The organism is Metabacillus idriensis (genome assembly GCF_009674765.1).
GTDB classification, from domain to species: Bacteria; Bacillota; Bacilli; order Bacillales; family Bacillaceae; genus Bacillus_P; species Bacillus_P idriensis.
In genome coordinates, this window is the sequence record NZ_WKKF01000002.1 from 867,823 (window position 1) to 884,675 (window position 16,853).

A 16,853-nucleotide genomic window follows, 5' to 3' on the forward strand; every position below is an offset into this window, starting at 1 on the left:
CGGTGGACGTACTTATTGAAAAGTTAAATGGCGAAAGAAAAAAGTTTTCGGAAATCGGGCTTATTCCCCGTGATTTCCTTGTTTCTACTGCTGATGTGAGAACCTACAGTTCAGAAATCCAGGGAAGACCAGGTAAAATAGATAAAGGCGCTGATTACGGACCGCGGTCAATAACAGTGCCTTTTATGTTTGAAGCGGTCGACCTTTATGACTACCCGTTGTTCCGTGATGAAATATATGCATGGCTTGGTAGTATAGAAGCTTTTTGGATTTATGAAGGAAGAAGCGCAGGAATATATAAATTTGAATCTCCAGGGCAATATGACGACTCGAAAGCTTATGAGGTTGATTCTGATATCATCTATGGTAAACGGTATTTAGTCCGTAGAACAAGTAATCTTGCTCCCGATCAACAAGGTGTATGGGGACTTGATTCCATATCTTTTGAAACTGTGGAATTACCATTTGGAGAGACCACAGCAACTACACTTACCCCTTTTGTTATTGGTAACGGTGAAGATGAAGTTGAAAACAGTATATGGACAGTAGGACAAGCTAAAATATTCGATGAAGAACCACGATATACTTTTACCAACCCTACGACTATACAAGTCTATAACGGGGGCACAGAACGTGTTGATCCAGATGAGGGCATGCACTTAGTAATTGAATATAAAGGTGTCAGTACAAATCTAAAACTTAAGAATCAAACCAATGGATCTGAATGGAGTTTTTTAGGCAACAGCGTTGCGAATGATTCGATAAAGATTGAAGGGGTTCATTCAGCTCTTAACCTATTATCCATTGTCCGTAACACAAACTTAGAATTGATCAAACTTGAGCCTGGCTGGAACACAATCCAAGTAACAGGAGCAACTAGTGGAACACTCTCGTTTGATTTCCGTTGGTACTTTAGATAAAGGAGGCGCAACATGTTAGCAATCAAAGATTTGCAAGGCGAAGTATACCTGCTTACGGGCGCCTCTAATATCGTTCGTAAGAGAAGAGTAAACGGAGAGAAGGAGCTGTCTTTAAAACTAGAAAAGACAAAGCAGAACGCTCATTTCTTCGATGATATAGATAAGCTTTGGAGAGTAATTGATTTTATTGGGGAAGAATACCCCATTTTAATCTACCGCGATGTAGCACAAGGAGACGGCTATACAAGGGAAATAAGCTGCTTGCATAGTTTCTTTGATGATATGAGGAATCACGTCATATATCAGAAATTCACAGGCTCAAAAATGTTAGTGGATATGATGAATTTCATCTTTACGGGATCCGGATACACGTTCAATATCGTTGGCTCTTTTCCTGCTCAGAGTTTTGAGAACTTCGGAGATGATTACGGATTAGAGTTGTTCAAAACAGCTTTAGAACGTTATATATCAGAGTTCAGTGTCAAGGGTAAGATTGTTACACTGCGGGAGACAATAGGAAATACAACAGATTTTCAATATCGGCACAAATTCAACCTAGAATCCATTGAGCGTGAAGTTGATGCATTAGACTTCTCCACATACGGCGAGGGTTTTGGTAAGGATGGGTTGCATGTCACCTACCGGTCTCCTCTAGCCGACATTTACGGTGAGCGACCTATCAAGGCCATTAGAGATGATCGATTTACCAACAGTCAAAATTTGCTTAATAAAGTCAAGGAGGCAGTTGATAGCAGTCTAAAACTCACGTTAACTGTTAAACTGTCAGACCTTCGAGCAAGTGGCTATAACAAGAATCACCCAGATGAAGGCGACGTTATTATTCTTGTGGAAGATCGATTCGATATGAAGGTAGATACACGGATCGTTGAAATTGTGGAATTATTGGACAAGAAAGGGAATGTCATCGACTGCGATGTTACTCTTTCTAATTTCAGTAACATCTTTGAACAACAAAGACGCATCCACAATGCTACAAAGACGATAGCGGATGCAATTGAAGGTAAACGACCTTTACCATTCGAAGCGTTAGCAATCGCTGTGCAGCAAGCCACAATAGCATTGCAAAACGCCCAAACTGAATTGCACTTCCCTGATAGCGGAGGAATCCTCGCGATCGACAAAACCAACCCTAATAAGTTGGTTCTTTTTAATTCCGCTGGAATCGGTATATCAGAAGATGGAGGGCAAACGTTTAAAACAGCTATGACAGGTGCAGGATTCGTTGCGGATGTCATTACATCAGGGACGATTAACACCGGTTTTGTGAGGATTGAGGGCGCCAGCGGAAATATCTATATTACGGGTGATCAATTTAAAGCAGTTGATGCAATTAATTCTAATAAGTTTGTTGAAATAGTGCCAGGTAAAATCACTGTAGCAGGGAGCTTGGACATAATACGTCCTGATGGAGCTGTATTTATGCAAAATGGCATTCCTAAAAACAGTTTGGTAGTTCAGCAGACTAATCCCCCATTCATAGGCACGAACATTTCTTTAGTGGATCGATATTATAGATCCATTCAATCAGATTATGATTTTATTGGAGCGTATCAAGCGAACCATGATGGAAGGTACTTGAAAGTTGAAGGGTACGTTCTTGTAGGTGATGCTGGTTGCGGTATTGCTGTTCAATCATATGCCGGCGGAGTTAGTTTTTATCAGACAGCAACCATCTTAAAAGGATCAGCAGGAGATGCTGATGGCGGCGTACCATTCGAAATAATCGTGGATTTAGGAAAACCATCGTATTCCAAAATGAAATTTTACATCAAGATGAGGTCCGATAACGCACCAGAACGAACTGGTTGCCGTATAAACTCGGTCGATCTATATGGATAAAGAGGGTGGTTTTAATTGTTTATATATGTAAATGTCGATGAAGAAGGAAATGTAGTTTATGGCACAGGTGGAACTGATCCCGTACCCGATGCTGAATACAATTTCTTTTTCATAAGAGACAGAATCACACTAGATAATATTACAAAGTTTAAAGTCGTAATTAATGGATTCAAGCCTGATCTTTTATTAAAAGATGGCGAGGTTTTAGAAGAAATATTACACACACCAGAGCCTATAGATAATTAAGGCTCTTTTATATGCAATAAAACAGGAGGGTTAACATGCCAGATGAATTCAAACAATTAGACCTTCACCCTGATGAATTGTCTTTAAGGGAATTACGAAACAACAACAATGCTAATTACTCGAAAATCACAGAAAATTTTGGAGCAGTTGATGCGAAATTTGAGACCATTCAAGAGCAATTTAACCAGGTTGTTATTGAAGGCGATTCATCGGTTGAAGCAGCTCAAGCGAGAATAGCTGATGAAAAAACATTCACTACTTTGAAAGAACGTTTAGATGATCGCGATGCGCTCTTGGCAGAAAAAGCGACAGGAGACAAATCCGATTTTGTTAATTCATGGTGGTGTTTACCACGTTCAATATACAACGGCTTACGAGGTTGTTTTTACCAAGGTGGCGTAAACCGTGAAGGGACGATGAAACTCGCTAAATTTGATTTACGTAGGCATACTAATGAAACGATTGATCTTGGCACTTTTGAAAAAGATGACCATAACGTTCCAGCCTTTTTGTTTGAAGATGATAAACCGCCGATTGTTGCAATTGTTAGGCACGCAAAAGAGTCGTTTGTAAGAATTAGAATCGGCAGCCATCCTCATAACTTAAAATCTTTAGAAACTGCTACAGAGGTACAGTTATCATTTCCCAACGCTTGCACATATGCGCACTTGATCCGAAGACCAACAGACAGCTATCTGGCACTTTTAACAAGATGTAGTGACGGATGGTATGTGCGAATATCCTTCGATTGGGGTAAAACATGGAGTCCTGCAAGAAGATTTCATGCGTTTTCTTATTGTACATTCAAGCAAGTCGGTCACAGAATTAAATACGCTATTACTAATCATCCAATTTCATCAGTTGATAACGAAATTAGATATTTCGAGATTGATATGGTAAGTGGAGATGTTTATGATTCTAGTCTTGGGACACCGATTGAAAACTTATGGAATGGGACTGCTGTAATCGGCTCTAATAAACCGACTCTAATTGGGAAAGTTACTGATCCGGAAACATTAAGAACCTTCGATGTTGGCAGAAGTGGTTCTATTGCGGCCATGAAATTCGATAAAACCAATCCGCAGCTTGGTGGAACTTATGGTGTTTACCGCTTCAAAAACTCTGCTACTTGGGATTGGGAACCTATTACACATTCTGGAATTCCTGTTGGTTATTATCAGTCTTCCTATGTTGGTGGCGTGGTTTTCGGTGGGAATGATGACAGTGTGTGGTTAGCCAGAGAATCGTCGGGCATTTGGAGCATGGAGAACTGGAAGAAAGTTAACGGTGTATGGGAATTATCCGAAACAATCAAGTTAAGCTCGGATGGAAAACTCGGAAGACCGCAAATTCCTTGGGGTGCAGAAGGAACAGGGCTTTTTACCGGTATTGAGTATTGGAGATATGCTACTGATACTTATGAAGATTATTACGGCGATCAGATGGTAATTAAGACAAACGTAAGCGAAAATGTTGTCCCTTCGCCGACTTTGCCTACGGTTAACGAAATGCCGATTTCAAACAGCTTCCAATTGTTAACGCCAGGGTCACTTCTTTTGGTTGATGCCCCTAAGTGGACAGCAGGAGTTCCGGCCAGTACAGTCCCTAACTTGGTTGATGGTTCTACACTTGTTGTTGTAAACTCGCTGACAAGTGCAGATGGAGTTGCGGAAAGAACGTCACTTGGTGGGCTGCATGTTGCTGTTAGCCAAACGTCTGCCAATCTAGGAAGAATGTATGGGTTGGACTCTCAAGCTATCAGAGATTACATGGCAGCAAACCCGAATAACGCATACTTTATTGCATTATTGGCAGTAGTAACCCGACAATCTACTATGTCCGTTCCAGTTTCGGCAGCCCACAAAATGTTCGGTATGTGGGGAACAGCGAAAAGTGATAGTTTGAATATTCGACCTGTCACAAATAATAAGGTTTCTATTGTGCCGTCAGATAATCGAACATTTTTTACTGAAACAGCAACTCCCGCACCATTGAATACACCATTTATTGTTGACGGAGCTGTTTCGAAATTGCCGAGTGTTGGAACAGATATAAACTTGGTAAGATTCGGAACGGGGCCGAATGCAGACAATGTAAGTTCTGGACTTTCGTGGATTCTTTACGGGGCATATATCGAAGATTTAACAGTGTCAGGCAGAAGTTACGATTTGGTATCGAGGATCTTCAAACGTGACTTTGCTCCATCGAAGTTCACGACTGACACATATACTAATCCAACAACGCTTGTAACTTAAACTAACGGAATTCTAGAGTTGAACTTTTAAAAATACAAAAAAAAAGAGCCTTCAGATTATAAGGCTCTTTTTTTTGTTAAAAAGTGTCATTTCCTCTAAATCCACCATCGTCTGAACGAACTCTAAAGTTCTCTTTGTTGCAATTGATAATGTGCCCTTTTTGGCAGTTGGTAGTATTCCCACTGGCAATCATAGAAGCAAATGTTTCAGTATCACCAATGAAAATAGGCGATGGTGACCAGCTTTTACAAGTTGGACAGTATACATCGATTGATTTGATTTTTGCCATTGTTTTGCACCTCCATTTTTCCTATAGCAGAATTCGCCGTAGTGGGAGGTTTTACCTTTAATTTCATACTTTTTTATTTCGAAGTCCTCAATTGAGGGCTTTTTATTTTGCCTTAAAGGAGGTGGTCCACTGCTATCTGTATAGATAAAAGGGGGAGACCAAATTCTTAGGGAGGATATTAAAAAATGGAGGGATTTACATTGTGGATAAACGCTGAAAATATTGAGGTAGTACATTCATATCTATTTGGAGGAGTGAAGTTTTTAGATTTACTTGTGCTTCTTATGGCTGTGGACATCGTCACAGGAATCATGAGAGCCATCAAAGAGAAGCGATTAAGAAGCAGGAAGGCAATGTATGGATATGCTCGAAAGGTGGGGGTGTTCGCGCTTATAATCGTTGCAAATATTGTGGATACGGTTCTTGGATTAAGCGGCTTAGTAGCTTTTGGTACGGTTATGTTTTACATCTTAAACGAAATACTTTCCATCGTGGAAAACCTTTCACAAATCGGTATGAAAATCCCTGCTGTTATTACAGACAAGCTCCATGTGCTGCAGGAAGAAAATAAAGAGTCAGCAGCAGTCCCTATTGTCACGGAAAATGTAAATATCATTACGGAAGAAAAAAACTAAGCTGCCTCCGGGCGGCTATTTTATTTGAGGAGGAAAAACCAATGACCATTTCTTACAAGTACGTTATTGAGCGTAAGTATATAAAGAAAGGCAATGCTCGTTCAGGCGAGAAATTAGTAAAAGGAAAGCCAACTTTCATCCTGGCTCATGAAACAGCTAACAATGACGCGGATGCGGATGATCACTTTAATTACTTTAACAATCAGCAACCCTCGGCTTCTGCTCACACTTTCATTGACAGCAAGAAGATTCTAGAGATTGTTCCACTCGATGAAAAAGCTTGGCACAATCTTTACGGGAATCCTGAAGATAATCAATTATTCGGTGAAGATGCCAATGATACAGCTGTAGGCGTAGAACTATGCCGTCCAGGAAATTTTAAAGAAGCATATGACCGCTATGTTTGGTATCATGCGTATCTTTGCCGTAAGTTTGGTTTAGATCCGTTAAAGGAAATTGTTCCCCATAGCAAGCTGGATCCGCGCAGACGTACCGATCCAGAAAGCTGGTTAAAACCTAACGGAGTAACATGGAATCAATTTATTAAAGATGTAAAGAATTATTATGATAATTGGTCTGTTAAACCTGCATCAGCACAAAAACCTCCAACACCTAAAAAACCTGTATCTAAACAGGTCCTGACAGGCGGCCTATCATTGAAATCACTTGCCATTGCTCAGGAGTTCATTCATGAAAAGGATTGGTGGGCTGAAGTTCTTCACCGCAAGGGAGTGAATCCTCGTCTTTTAACAGGAGGTCTTGATGAAAAGAACCTTGCTGAGTTTGAAGAATGGCTCAAAGCAAAAAAATGGTCTTACAAAGTCTTTAACAAAGGAAAAGTACCAAAACTTTGACTCTAAAAAAAAGCCCTTCTCATCTGAGAGGGGCTTTTTTTGTTAGCTAATTATTTTCTTATACTCATAGTACGTTTCATTCGAAACTTTAAATAGATGCAAGCAGCTAATACAACGGAAATTTCTATTTCCTCTTAGTTTTCTTTTATTTATTCGGTAAGCCATATAAATAAAAGGGATGAAAACAACTCCAATTATTGTTAGCGCCGAGATTATTGAGGTTAGTTTATAAATATTTATACCTGATTTAACACGATTTGACCCACAGTTAGGACATACGACTTTATCTTGACCCTCCACGATTACCCTTCTCCCTTTTATAATTTCCTTATCAATTAAGATTTTTACCACACTTAGTTACTTGATTAATAGTTTAATATTACCATTCGTAAAAATGTTTCGACTATGTTTTTTTAATCTTCAAAAATTATTTTTGCATGCTCCCCATTGCATGTGGCTTAAAGAACGACAATGGTATTATGAAATTCCGAGATAAAATTTAAGAAGTTTGACTGTATATAATAGCAGATGATAATAGAGATTTCTCTATGAGGTGTCCTCCCAGTCAATCAAGTAAAACATACGCTTAAGACAATGTTCATAAAATCTTTTTTATCGGTATAGAAATCACAAAATAAATCATCCTTTAGCATCAAAATTCTTCACTTTTATAATTTTCTAAAATTTGGTAGAATTGGGTTAGGGGAGGTAAAATCTGTCTTTGTAATTGAATTGATAAACAAGCTAAAAAAAGTTGGTAATGGAAAGGAGAGCAATTATGCTATGAGGGAAAAAATAAGTTTGGGATTTTTAACAGTTTTATCAGCGATACTAGTGTTCGGAAACTTTTCAGAGGTTTTTGCTTCCTATAATCCGATTGACGCAAAGGAAAAAATAACCTTATATAAACTGGATTTAATACAAGACGTTTTAGAAATCGGAGATAACGAAATTAAGTATTATTGGAAAGACTCAGATGATGTTGAACAAAGTGTAGATTTAATCGTGACACTCGATGATGTTGGAACTATCTCTTCTGTGATAGAAAAAAACGTCTCAAATAAACAACTAGAAGATATAGAAACATCTATTAAAAAGAAGGATAAAATGGGGGAATTCACAATACAGAGTCTTCCTAATCCACCATATAAATTAAATGGTGGAATGACTTCATCTCAATTTGTAAATACACATGCTTATGATAGACATAAATATCAACAAAGTGCTTCCTCTACTTGTAGTAGAACCAGATATGCTAAGGATGTAGGAGTGAAAAGTTTAAGATTGTATACGATAAGTGATTATGATGAAAAGTTTTCTAAAAAAGAAGCAGATAATTCTACGGCAACATATTATAATAAGCAATATGCTAGTGTTTTATCTCAGTCGACTAGCCCTGATTATGTTAGAACTAAATGGCATCGTGTACTAAAATTAGATGGTGTTGAAACAACTCACCATCCACTCTGTAAATAAAAGGGGTGTAGAAAATTATATGCGTTTAAAAAACCAGTATATAATTGAATGGAAAATTCGGAATTATTATAGCGATTTCTCTTTTGAAAAACATCTTGAAAGCGTAATAAATGATTCTCAAACACTTAAAGAAGGCGAAGCACTGGAAATTCACCAAGTGGTCTTTGTGGGTGAATTCAATAAAGAAAAAGTGTATCTAATCATTTTAAATATTGTACCTGAAAAATGAATTGAGTAAGTAAATTAGAGTAAAATAAAAGAAAGCATCATGCCGCCCTTCTCTTAATTAAGAAGGGCTTTTTATAATTCACTCCTGTAAATCACTCCTATTAATATCAAGCAGTTTACAAATCTTTATGATTTGATCAGCAGTCAAATGTGTTTTGTCTCTTTCCATGGACAAAAGAGTATTGACGGAAATATTTAGATAATGAGCCATTAAACCAAGGGGAATTCCACGTTCTTCTCTTAGTTGCCGAATTCGCATACCTGCGACCATTGTAATCAGTCCTTTGAGTTTTTGTTATATGTATATACATCGGCCTAAAAAAGCAAAATTGAAGCACAAAAAGTCTCTCTCGTTATTGAGAGGGACTTTATTGTTTATGACTAGTAATCTGTAAAAGCAATAATATTATTTTAGTTTACTAATAGTATCATTAATAAATTTCGCATCTAATAATGCATCTTTAGTTAGATTATTGACGCTAGATATTTCGTTATCATAATCTGCTTGTTGACGTTTATATTTTAATCTATCGCCTTTTGCTGAAATTTTTCTTGCATCACCTGACAACATAGAGAAAGTATTCCAAACCGCAAAATGAACATTTTTTTGCGATTTGTAGTTTATGCCTTTTTTATCAAGATAAGATCTAGCATTATGAAATGACGAGTAATATGCTCTGCTTATTGCAGACCTTTTAGATTCTTCATCAGAATTATTTGAAAGTGAATTCGCTAGATTGAGGTAGCTATTCCAGTCAAACATATTAATACTCCAGATCAATATTCATTTTAAAATTAGCTTTGGGCATAGTATCCAACCACCAATTATCATCAAGAATATCCAATAATTGATATGAATTATTGCTAAGTGAGCTTATTTTTAAAAATAATTTTTCTTCGCCATTATCTATATCTTCTATTATCTCTAATGACAAACCAATATTATCAGGGAAAACATTTTCTATTTCCCCATATGCTTCGAAAATAATTGGTATAAGAAATGAATGGTTACTTAAAAATGAAAAGACTTCTGAATAATTTTTAAACAGGAATAATTTATCTAAAATACTAATACGAGTTTGAATGGAAGAGAAGCTTTCCCATAAACCTGATGTAAGAGCGGAAGACATGGGTGTAGTTATTGAAACTAATGAAGCTTTAACGCTTTCCACTGTTTTTATCAATGGGATGTCAATTCCCCATATACTTCCAGGGGATGAAAAAGAAATGTTCATTCGTCTCTCACCTCTCCAAATGAATTCCTAAGTTTCTGTTTTATTGCACTTTCGAAAGCATTATTATTCCTTTCGTGTGCAATATTTAACCAATCTAAAACTTCCTCAAAATTGATTGTATTTGGTTTTCCTGAGAAGTAAGTTTCATCTAAGATTATTGTATTCTCATTACTTACCATTTGCATCTTCTGTATATCATCTTCATATTGTGCCTGAATACCAACTATAAATGAATTGTAACCGTTTTCTAAATGCATGCCGAAATGAGGATAAAAATCAAAATAATCTTCAAGGTTAAATGTGACACCTGGCTCAAATGAAAATTCATTTATATGACGTAACTCAATTCTATCTAGTGTTGTAGCTTCAGTTACTTCTTTATAAGCAGTAAATGCTTTATCAATAACCCTTAAATAATTATCCCAATTTGAATACGGAATTAAGTGGTTTATTACTAAATGATTGGTACCTACTTGAATAATAATATTATTTTCTACATTGCGAAAAATTGCTCTTTCAAGCAATGTGACCTTTGGTTGAACTTGATCATTATCAAAGGTAAGTTCAGTTTCTATGTTTTTCCCCTTGTCTCTGTTTGGGAACTCTTCTCGCAAACGTTCAAAAATAAGACCGGGTATCGTTGGATCCCATTGAGATGTTTGGGAAAACCTAAACTCACATACAACCTCTTTAATAGGTGGATTATTATAATATTTTCTTGCCATTCTTATTGAACCCCCCATTGGATTTCAATTCAGTTAGAAATTTATGTATAACCTTAATATAATACATATTCGGTTGAAAGATGTAAAGACCACTCCAAATTTATTACCAATATTGACCGAGTCAGTGAATCTAATACAAAAACTTGTGCCAATATAGGTGAAATTTGATTATTTTAATAAATCTGTTATGTCGATTTCATTATAAAGTGCTCTATGGAGTGTAACTTCATAAATGTATTTTCTTTTAATTTTTCTAAACCATTCATGCGCTACACTCGCAGCTTCTTTATCAGGATTATTTTTAAATTCCCTGACATCCACCTTGAAATATCCACTCTGTAAACTTTTCACACCATTTACAAAATAATGGAGATCTATAACAATCTGCATCTCCTCACCTTTTTTCCTAAGATTATTTCAATTATACGAATAAACGTTCGTAAAATCAATTGAAATAGAATGTGTGTTCGTATATAATGAAGGTACAATAAAGGAGCTGGGGTCTAATATGCGTAGTAATAAGTTAACAAATAAACAAACTGAAGTATTAGCTGCGATTATTAATTTTATTGATAATGGAGGTCTTCCTCCAACGTATAGAGACTTAATGAGCATACTCAATCTTAAGTCACCTTCTACAATTAAAACTCATCTGGATCAATTGAAATATAAAGGATATATCACTTGGGAACCTGGACTTCCAAGAACCTTAAGAATAATTAAACATGAGAAAACCGCCTGATAATTAAAGAGGCGGTTTTTCTTCTTTTATTAAATGTCCCCAAAGTTCTTCTACAGTTTTATTAAGAATCTTTCCAAGTCTTAGTGCTACCCTTAGTGTTGGTTCACTTTCCCCAGAAATTATCTTAGATAATGTACCCGGAGCAATTCCCGCCTTTTTTGCTACCCACCCTTTACGATAACCATCTTCTTCAATAATTCTGCCAACCTTAGTCATTTTTATCACCCGTTGATAAATTTCCTTGTCCAAGCCAATTTTCCTGCTTGTCCTAGGAAAATAATTTAATGTGGACAGGCAAGAAAATGAACTACGTGTTCATATACATTATCAAAGGCGCTTAGAAATGCAGGGACAATGACGTTTTAGAGTGCGTTTGAGTAGTACGTTCAAAATTTCGTGCGGCGAACATGAAAGCGAATTTATCTAAACTAGTGGTATCAAGAACTTTATGGTCATTTCAAAATTCGTTTTCGCTGCAACTATTACTACGTAATATTCAAAATTGGAGGTGGCGGAATGTTATTTCAAATCGGATCAATAATTCTCATGGGTGGTATTGCTGGCTATGCTTACTTGAAAACGAATGGTTCCTCTTCAAATGATGCAGATAAAATACAAAAGATTTTTTCTAATGCCGGTTGGAATGGAAAAAATGGAGAGACCATTCGATTACAAAGAAAAGCAAAGTTTAATGGTGGAGTGGAATATGTGTACCAAATACCTTTAGGTTTTGATCGAAAAAAAATCGAAGCAGATAAGCACATCTTAGAGGACGGTTTAAATATCAGACACAAGTATTTAGACTTTGATCCATCGGAGCTCTTAAAGATTAAATTTAATAAAAATGTTTTGAAGCAAATAAAAAAGATACTTACAAGCAAAAAAGTTAAGCGGAAAGAAATCGAGCTTACATTTGATGGAATGCTAAAAATTAAGGTTTTTAACGAAAGAGTGCAAGATCAATATGAATGGGATCAAACATATTTAAAGCCTAATACATGGTCCGTTTCAGTTGGTCAAACACGTCAAGGGGTTGTTAGGCATGATTTTGACGAACATAAACATTTAATCATTTGTGGTGCTACTGGATATGGGAAGAGTGCAATATTAAAGCTAATCGTTGTCTCTCTTGTCTTGCAGCAGTCAGACAATGTAAATTTACACTTAATTGATTTGAAAGGTGGATCTGCTTTTCAACGATTTCAAAATTTGAAGCAAACGAAAAGCTTCACCAAGGATCCATCAGAAGCTAAAGAAATTCTAGAAGAAATTCAAAAAGAAATGAATAATGCTTATGCAAATATAGTTGATAACGGATTTGAGGATATAAAGGAGTCAGGAAAGAAGGAACGCCACTTTATTATTATCGATGAAGCTGCTGACATAGCTGACAATCAAGCTTGTATGGATGTTGTAACGGATATAGCAAGAAGGGGGAGAGGCGCTGGATATTATCTTATCTACGCAACGCAATATCCTTCTAGTCAATCTATCCCTCAACAAACAAAGAGAAATATCCCTTCACGTTTGTGTTTTGTATTAGATGATGCAACAGCTTCAAATACGGCATTGGGTCAAACCGGTGCAGAAGAGCTGCCATTAATACCAGGTAGAGGTATTTATAAAAATGTTAAAAGTCAAGTGGTCCAGACACCCTATATAAACAACAAAAAAATCCAGGAACATATTACACCCCACATTGTCATAAGGCCTCGCAAAGTAAAGGAGAGTGACAACTATGAATCTAGACAGGGAGAAGAGGGAAGAAATAATACTTTTGAGTATGAAGAAGTGTGATTACTTAACGAGAGAACAACTTCAGAAAATCCATAATCTTGGGAAAGTGAGGAATGCTCAAAAAGTCCTTTGTAGTATGGAGGGTTATATTTCTTCTTTCATTAATGAAAAGAAAAAGGTTTATTATTTGAACAAGAAAGGACGGGAAAGAGTTGGAGCTACAAAAATAAGAAAGAAAACTTCAACTGTTGACCATTTTTTAATGCGAAATGACTTGTACATCTTTTTAGGAAAACCATCTTCATGGAAAAATGAGATCAAGATAAAAATACCACAATCAAAAATATCTATAGTTGCAGATTCAGTTTTTAAAATTGAAAAAAAACATGAGTACTTTATTGAAGTTGATTATAAACAATCTATGAGTAAAAACACTTTAAAAATAAAGAGATACCTGCAGCTATACGAATATAACCCTGGTTTTATGTTAATTTGGATTACCACAACACCTTATAGAAAAAAGAAGCTTCTGAGTCTATGTGAGAATCTCAATGTCCAGGTATACCTTTGGGATGACATTAAATAGGGGGAATTTTCATGGCGAAAATGCAAAGCATGAGTATTGGTGAATTTATGTCCGGGGATTATAAAAAGAAGAAAAAAACAAAAAAATCACTTCGTTTAGCTGCTTCCTCAATCTTTCCTTTAGCATTATTCCCTGCAATAGCTTCAGCAAACGGACCAACAGTACCGGTATCGGCATATCCTGAGTCAATTCCGGTAGGTGCGAGTGAATGGATGAGTGAAAAAGCATTAGAAACATTAGCACATGCATTAGATCCTCTTGTTGATCTAATGGTCGCTCTGAGTTTTCCTATTGCATCAGTAATCATCATTGGCGGCTGCTTTTTCTTCATGTTAGGAAAACCAGAAAGAGCTTGGAGCTCAATTCAGAATGCAGGTCTTGGTTATGTTCTAATTCAAATAATGCCATTATTGTTGAATGTGTTAAAAGAAGTTGGAGGTGCTATTTGACTAGTATTCAACTGACCACATATTTGACCACAATTTCTCCGAAATAATTAGTGAAACAATGAAAACGAAAATTATCATTTGGATAAAATGTAAGGGCGCACTAGTAATATTGAAAGAAAATGAAAACACCCGATTTCTCAAGATAATAAAGTAAACATGTTTGCTTTACTTGGCAAACCTGGTTTTGAAGAAGTGAAAGCAGAGCTTGAAAAGCGTTTGAAATAAGATAGATGGACAGCCAGGGATTATGAAATCCTGGCTGCCTTTTTATGTTGTGGGGAATGTGGTCATGTAATTAAGTTATCGATTTTCCAGGGTAAGAAAGCGTCCGAATCGTACCCCGAAATCCTGTTTATCGATTTCAAAGGGTAAGAAAGCGCTCGAATCGTACCCCGAAATCCTGTTTATCGATTTTCCAGGGTAAGAAAGCGTCCAAATCGTACCCTGAAATCCTGTTTATCGATTTTCCAGGGTAAGAAAGCGTCCGAATCGTACCCTTAAATCCTGTTTATCGATTTCATAGGGTAAGAAAGCGCTCGAATCGTACCCCGAAATTCTGTTTATCGATTTTATGGGGTAAGAAAGCGCCCGAATCGTACCCCGAAATCCTGTTTATCGATTTTCCAGGGTAAGAAAGCGTCCGAATCGTACTTTTCCAGGGTAAGAAAGCAGACGACTAATGAAGAGGTTAAAGCTGAGCTTGAGAAGCGTTTGAAATAATTAAATAGCTTAACCTTACTAAAAAAGCTCGGATTTATGCGTTAGCATAAACTCGAGCTCTTATTCTTTTAATTATTTTTATTGAAAAAAAAACGCATCAATAATTATTACGTATTGCCAAGCAGCTATCTAAAAAAGATGATATGGGTTAAGTCCATCAATTATAAAATCACACTTGGATGTACACCATATTAAAAAGGAGGTTGATGGACGTGATTGAAATTCCATCAAAGCTTGAAGGGAAGTCATTTAAGCTCTATCATCTTGAACAGCAGCTGAAACCGCTTGGATATGCTATTGGCGGAGGGTGGGAGTATGACCATGGCTCATTTGATTATAAGATTGATGATGAAGTAGGCTATCAGTTCCTGCGCGTTCCATTTACAGCGGTGGATGGCCAGCTTGATTCGCAAAATACAACAGTTAAGCTGACAAATCCATACCTTCTTTCACATAAATACCAAATTGGACTTGATGATAATGTTCATATTGGAAATGTGAAAGCTTCGTTTGATCAATTTCAGGAACCTCAGGACAAGGATGCTGAATTTCCTGAAAAGTATATTGATCTTGGCAAGGATCTAGTGAAAGAACTTGAAGCAGTCTTGCTGGACTAATGAGTAATCAGAATGAGTAAATCATCCTGATGCAGGACTTGGGAGATTGGCGGGTTTAACTTCGTCTTATCTCCTTTTTTAATGCCGATTAACAGCAGCTCTTTTTCTAGAAGGGCGTGGCTTGCCGCATGAAAGGTTACTCCTATTAATTCCTCGGGAATCGGTACAATTTTGAAGTAGTTTCCATTAGCCGGATTCAATTCAGAGTAAACGCTGGATAATCCGTATTTTGCTAAGTAGCTGTTCATCATTAAGTGACTTGACAGCTGATAGGATTTAATAATTTCATCAGCACCTGCACGCTTTGCGTTATTCAGCTGCAAGCCGGTAACGAGCTCAATGACCGTATATAAATCAGGGTTTATCCCCTTTAAAGCAAGCAAAATAAGGATGGAGTGCATATCAGCGTCTGATTCATTTTTATGCTGGTTCGCTGTAATGATGGCTGCATCCGCATGTTCTATATTAGCTTTCACAAGCGTGCGGTCTATTGTCGGATTGCCTCTAATAAAATGAAGATTTTCAATGAGCGGTGACTCCTCAAGCGTATCATCAATTAAAACGAGGTTTTTGTATGGCTTTATTTTTTGAAATGTCTCAATGAGTTCGCTCGTTTTCTCATTCCATCCGATAATAACGATATGATTGCCATATTTATATGTGGTATCCCCTTTAAGGTATGAATGCTGTTTTTGAAAAGCAGCAGCTGACAATGTAGCAAAATAGGTTGTGACAAACCCTGCACCGATCAAGATGAGCACCATTCCTACAAAGCGTCCCGCTACGGTTTTAGGCACATAGTCTCCGAAGCCGACTGTGGATACGGTGACAAGCGCCCACCAGATTCCATCAAACACGGTTGGAAAAACTTCAGGTTCAATAAGTGAAATCACCTGTCCGAAAAGAAGCACAATCAGCATCACGATCAAAACAATTCTAAAATACAGCGGCCACTTCAGCCAATCAATTAATAATTTATTTGACCTCACTATTTTCACCTCTTATTTTTCTTTTGGAAGAAAAGAAAGGACTTCTCTGATAATAGAATTAATTTTCTCAGTGACTGTATCTTTTCCATAGACACCTATAGCTTTTTCGATTGCTGACAACGTTTTCTCATTAAATTCGATGATAGGCTTATCCTCTTCTGCGTCATTGTAAAATTGGATAAAGACATCAAGTCCTTCATTCATTTTATCAATCGCATCGCTGAGTGCGTTTTTTTCATCTTCTGTCAGTTTCATCGTTTCACTTCCCGTTCAAAACGTATTCCTCCGTA

At 36.8% G+C, this 16,853-nt stretch carries 21 protein-coding genes and 2 pseudogenes; 14 read left to right on the plus strand and 9 right to left on the minus strand.

Features of this window, described 5'->3' with window-relative positions; all coding sequences use genetic code 11:
• Nucleotides 1-2: 2 nt before the first annotated feature.
• Genes GJU41_RS12785 through GJU41_RS12800 form a run of 4 tightly spaced genes read left to right on the plus strand, consistent with a single transcriptional unit; the run spans nucleotide 3 to nucleotide 5,281 of the window.
• Nucleotides 3-920, plus strand: a complete 918-nt coding sequence (locus tag GJU41_RS12785) for a phage tail domain-containing protein (protein ID WP_154318802.1) — start codon at nucleotides 3-5, stop codon at nucleotides 918-920.
• A gap of 12 nt (nucleotides 921-932) precedes the next feature.
• The gene (locus GJU41_RS12790; protein ID WP_154318803.1) at nucleotides 933-2,780 is read left to right on the plus strand and encodes a phage tail protein; all 1,848 of its coding nucleotides are present in this window, start codon (nucleotides 933-935) and stop codon (nucleotides 2,778-2,780) included.
• Between the two features lie 15 nt (nucleotides 2,781-2,795).
• Nucleotides 2,796-3,026, plus strand: a complete 231-nt coding sequence (locus GJU41_RS12795) for a hypothetical protein (protein ID WP_154318804.1) — start codon at nucleotides 2,796-2,798, stop codon at nucleotides 3,024-3,026.
• 35 nt (nucleotides 3,027-3,061) lie between these two features.
• On the plus strand, nucleotides 3,062-5,281 hold the full coding sequence (locus GJU41_RS12800) for a hypothetical protein (RefSeq protein WP_154318805.1): 2,220 nt from the start codon (nucleotides 3,062-3,064) through the stop codon (nucleotides 5,279-5,281).
• Between the two features lie 76 nt (nucleotides 5,282-5,357).
• On the opposite strand, the gene GJU41_RS12805 is transcribed toward GJU41_RS12800, so the two are convergent.
• Entirely contained in the window at nucleotides 5,358-5,570 is a 213-nt protein-coding gene (locus GJU41_RS12805; protein WP_154318806.1) for a hypothetical protein, read from the minus strand.
• 185 nt (nucleotides 5,571-5,755) lie between these two features.
• Here GJU41_RS12805 and GJU41_RS12810 point away from each other — a divergent pair, with 185 nt between their 5' ends.
• The 4 genes and pseudogenes from GJU41_RS12810 to GJU41_RS12825 all read left to right on the plus strand — a co-directional run bounded on the left by GJU41_RS12810 (nucleotide 5,756) and on the right by GJU41_RS12825 (nucleotide 8,764).
• The gene (locus tag GJU41_RS12810) at nucleotides 5,756-6,205 is read left to right on the plus strand and encodes a phage holin family protein (protein ID WP_154318807.1); all 450 of its coding nucleotides are present in this window, start codon (nucleotides 5,756-5,758) and stop codon (nucleotides 6,203-6,205) included.
• Between the two features lie 41 nt (nucleotides 6,206-6,246).
• Nucleotides 6,247-6,771, plus strand: a pseudogene (locus GJU41_RS25010) (peptidoglycan recognition protein family protein); the annotation flags it as partial.
• A gap of 1,071 nt (nucleotides 6,772-7,842) precedes the next feature.
• Nucleotides 7,843-8,535 (plus strand): hypothetical protein, encoded by a 693-nt coding sequence (locus GJU41_RS12820; RefSeq protein WP_154318809.1) that lies wholly within the window; start codon nucleotides 7,843-7,845, stop codon nucleotides 8,533-8,535.
• Between the two features lie 19 nt (nucleotides 8,536-8,554).
• A complete protein-coding gene (locus tag GJU41_RS12825) occupies nucleotides 8,555-8,764 on the plus strand; it encodes a hypothetical protein (protein WP_154318810.1) in 210 nt (69 codons plus the stop codon).
• A 78-nt stretch (nucleotides 8,765-8,842) separates the two neighbouring features.
• On the opposite strand, the gene GJU41_RS25485 is transcribed toward GJU41_RS12825, so the two are convergent.
• The 5 genes from GJU41_RS25485 to GJU41_RS12850 form a co-directional block, all read right to left on the minus strand.
• Nucleotides 8,843-9,034: a helix-turn-helix domain-containing protein gene (locus GJU41_RS25485; RefSeq protein WP_154318811.1), complete on the minus strand. Its 192-nt coding sequence runs from the start codon at nucleotides 9,032-9,034 to the stop codon at nucleotides 8,843-8,845.
• 135 nt (nucleotides 9,035-9,169) lie between these two features.
• Nucleotides 9,170-9,526: a HEPN domain-containing protein gene (locus GJU41_RS12835; RefSeq protein WP_154318812.1), complete on the minus strand. Its 357-nt coding sequence runs from the start codon at nucleotides 9,524-9,526 to the stop codon at nucleotides 9,170-9,172.
• Nucleotide 9,527: 1 nt separating this feature from the next.
• Nucleotides 9,528-9,998, minus strand: coding sequence for a hypothetical protein (locus tag GJU41_RS12840; protein ID WP_154318813.1), 471 nt, complete (start codon nucleotides 9,996-9,998; stop codon nucleotides 9,528-9,530).
• A complete protein-coding gene (locus GJU41_RS12845) occupies nucleotides 9,995-10,723 on the minus strand; it encodes a TIGR04255 family protein (RefSeq protein WP_170292789.1) in 729 nt (242 codons plus the stop codon). Before GJU41_RS12845 ends, GJU41_RS12840 begins: the two co-directional genes overlap by 4 nt.
• A 168-nt stretch (nucleotides 10,724-10,891) precedes the next feature.
• Nucleotides 10,892-11,113: a hypothetical protein gene (locus GJU41_RS12850; RefSeq protein ID WP_154318815.1), complete on the minus strand. Its 222-nt coding sequence runs from the start codon at nucleotides 11,111-11,113 to the stop codon at nucleotides 10,892-10,894.
• Between the two features lie 118 nt (nucleotides 11,114-11,231).
• Between GJU41_RS12850 and GJU41_RS12855 the strand changes: the two genes are divergently transcribed.
• Complete coding sequence (locus GJU41_RS12855) at nucleotides 11,232-11,465, plus strand: LexA family protein (RefSeq protein WP_154318816.1); 234 nt, start codon at nucleotides 11,232-11,234, stop codon at nucleotides 11,463-11,465.
• 3 nt (nucleotides 11,466-11,468) lie between these two features.
• On the opposite strand, the gene GJU41_RS12860 is transcribed toward GJU41_RS12855, so the two are convergent.
• Nucleotides 11,469-11,714 carry a helix-turn-helix transcriptional regulator gene (locus GJU41_RS12860; RefSeq protein ID WP_224771408.1) on the minus strand — a complete coding sequence of 82 codons (246 nt, stop codon included), beginning with the start codon at nucleotides 11,712-11,714 and terminating at the stop codon, nucleotides 11,469-11,471.
• 267 nt (nucleotides 11,715-11,981) lie between these two features.
• On the opposite strand from GJU41_RS12860, the gene GJU41_RS12865 reads away from it, so the two are divergent.
• The 5 genes and pseudogenes from GJU41_RS12865 to GJU41_RS12880 all read left to right on the plus strand — a co-directional run bounded on the left by GJU41_RS12865 (nucleotide 11,982) and on the right by GJU41_RS12880 (nucleotide 15,574).
• Nucleotides 11,982-13,262, plus strand: a complete 1,281-nt coding sequence (locus tag GJU41_RS12865; RefSeq protein WP_154318817.1) for an FtsK/SpoIIIE domain-containing protein — start codon at nucleotides 11,982-11,984, stop codon at nucleotides 13,260-13,262.
• A complete protein-coding gene (locus tag GJU41_RS12870; protein ID WP_154318818.1) occupies nucleotides 13,204-13,788 on the plus strand; it encodes a replication-relaxation family protein in 585 nt (194 codons plus the stop codon). Before GJU41_RS12865 ends, GJU41_RS12870 begins: the two co-directional genes overlap by 59 nt.
• A gap of 11 nt (nucleotides 13,789-13,799) precedes the next feature.
• Nucleotides 13,800-14,237: a hypothetical protein gene (locus GJU41_RS12875; RefSeq protein ID WP_154318819.1), complete on the plus strand. Its 438-nt coding sequence runs from the start codon at nucleotides 13,800-13,802 to the stop codon at nucleotides 14,235-14,237.
• 147 nt (nucleotides 14,238-14,384) lie between these two features.
• Nucleotides 14,385-14,462: pseudogene (locus GJU41_RS25490) on the plus strand (hypothetical protein); the annotation flags it as partial.
• Between the two features lie 707 nt (nucleotides 14,463-15,169).
• Nucleotides 15,170-15,574, plus strand: a complete 405-nt coding sequence (locus GJU41_RS12880) for a YugN-like family protein (RefSeq protein ID WP_070875860.1) — start codon at nucleotides 15,170-15,172, stop codon at nucleotides 15,572-15,574.
• Here GJU41_RS12880 and GJU41_RS12885 read toward each other — a convergent pair.
• A complete protein-coding gene (locus tag GJU41_RS12885) occupies nucleotides 15,571-16,563 on the minus strand; it encodes a potassium channel family protein (RefSeq protein ID WP_154318821.1) in 993 nt (330 codons plus the stop codon). The two genes, GJU41_RS12880 and GJU41_RS12885, sit on opposite strands and share 4 nt — an antisense overlap.
• Nucleotides 16,564-16,575: 12 nt before the next feature.
• The gene (locus tag GJU41_RS12890) at nucleotides 16,576-16,818 is read right to left on the minus strand and encodes an atypical membrane-integrating protein (Mistic protein) (protein WP_154318822.1); all 243 of its coding nucleotides are present in this window, start codon (nucleotides 16,816-16,818) and stop codon (nucleotides 16,576-16,578) included.
• Between the last annotated feature and the right edge of the window lie 35 nt (nucleotides 16,819-16,853).

Coding starts and splice junctions, on each gene's coding strand:
- GJU41_RS12790 (WP_154318803.1), top strand. CDS start 933: ATGTTAGCAATCAAAGATTTGCAAGGCGAAGTATACCTGCTTACGGGC.
- GJU41_RS12800 (WP_154318805.1), top strand. CDS start 3,062: ATGCCAGATGAATTCAAACAATTAGACCTTCACCCTGATGAATTGTCT.
- GJU41_RS12805 (WP_154318806.1), bottom strand. CDS start 5,570: ATGGCAAAAATCAAATCAATCGATGTATACTGTCCAACTTGTAAAAGC.
- GJU41_RS12810 (WP_154318807.1), top strand. CDS start 5,756: ATGGAGGGATTTACATTGTGGATAAACGCTGAAAATATTGAGGTAGTA.
- GJU41_RS12820 (WP_154318809.1), top strand. CDS start 7,843: ATGAGGGAAAAAATAAGTTTGGGATTTTTAACAGTTTTATCAGCGATA.
- GJU41_RS12825 (WP_154318810.1), top strand. CDS start 8,555: ATGCGTTTAAAAAACCAGTATATAATTGAATGGAAAATTCGGAATTAT.
- GJU41_RS25485 (WP_154318811.1), bottom strand. CDS start 9,034: ATGGTCGCAGGTATGCGAATTCGGCAACTAAGAGAAGAACGTGGAATT.
- GJU41_RS12835 (WP_154318812.1), bottom strand. CDS start 9,526: ATGTTTGACTGGAATAGCTACCTCAATCTAGCGAATTCACTTTCAAAT.
- GJU41_RS12840 (WP_154318813.1), bottom strand. CDS start 9,998: ATGAACATTTCTTTTTCATCCCCTGGAAGTATATGGGGAATTGACATC.
- GJU41_RS12845 (WP_170292789.1), bottom strand. CDS start 10,723: ATGGCAAGAAAATATTATAATAATCCACCTATTAAAGAGGTTGTATGT.
- GJU41_RS12850 (WP_154318815.1), bottom strand. CDS start 11,113: ATGCAGATTGTTATAGATCTCCATTATTTTGTAAATGGTGTGAAAAGT.
- GJU41_RS12855 (WP_154318816.1), top strand. CDS start 11,232: ATGCGTAGTAATAAGTTAACAAATAAACAAACTGAAGTATTAGCTGCG.
- GJU41_RS12865 (WP_154318817.1), top strand. CDS start 11,982: ATGTTATTTCAAATCGGATCAATAATTCTCATGGGTGGTATTGCTGGC.
- GJU41_RS12870 (WP_154318818.1), top strand. CDS start 13,204: ATGAATCTAGACAGGGAGAAGAGGGAAGAAATAATACTTTTGAGTATG.
- GJU41_RS12875 (WP_154318819.1), top strand. CDS start 13,800: ATGGCGAAAATGCAAAGCATGAGTATTGGTGAATTTATGTCCGGGGAT.
- GJU41_RS12890 (WP_154318822.1), bottom strand. CDS start 16,818: ATGAAACTGACAGAAGATGAAAAAAACGCACTCAGCGATGCGATTGAT.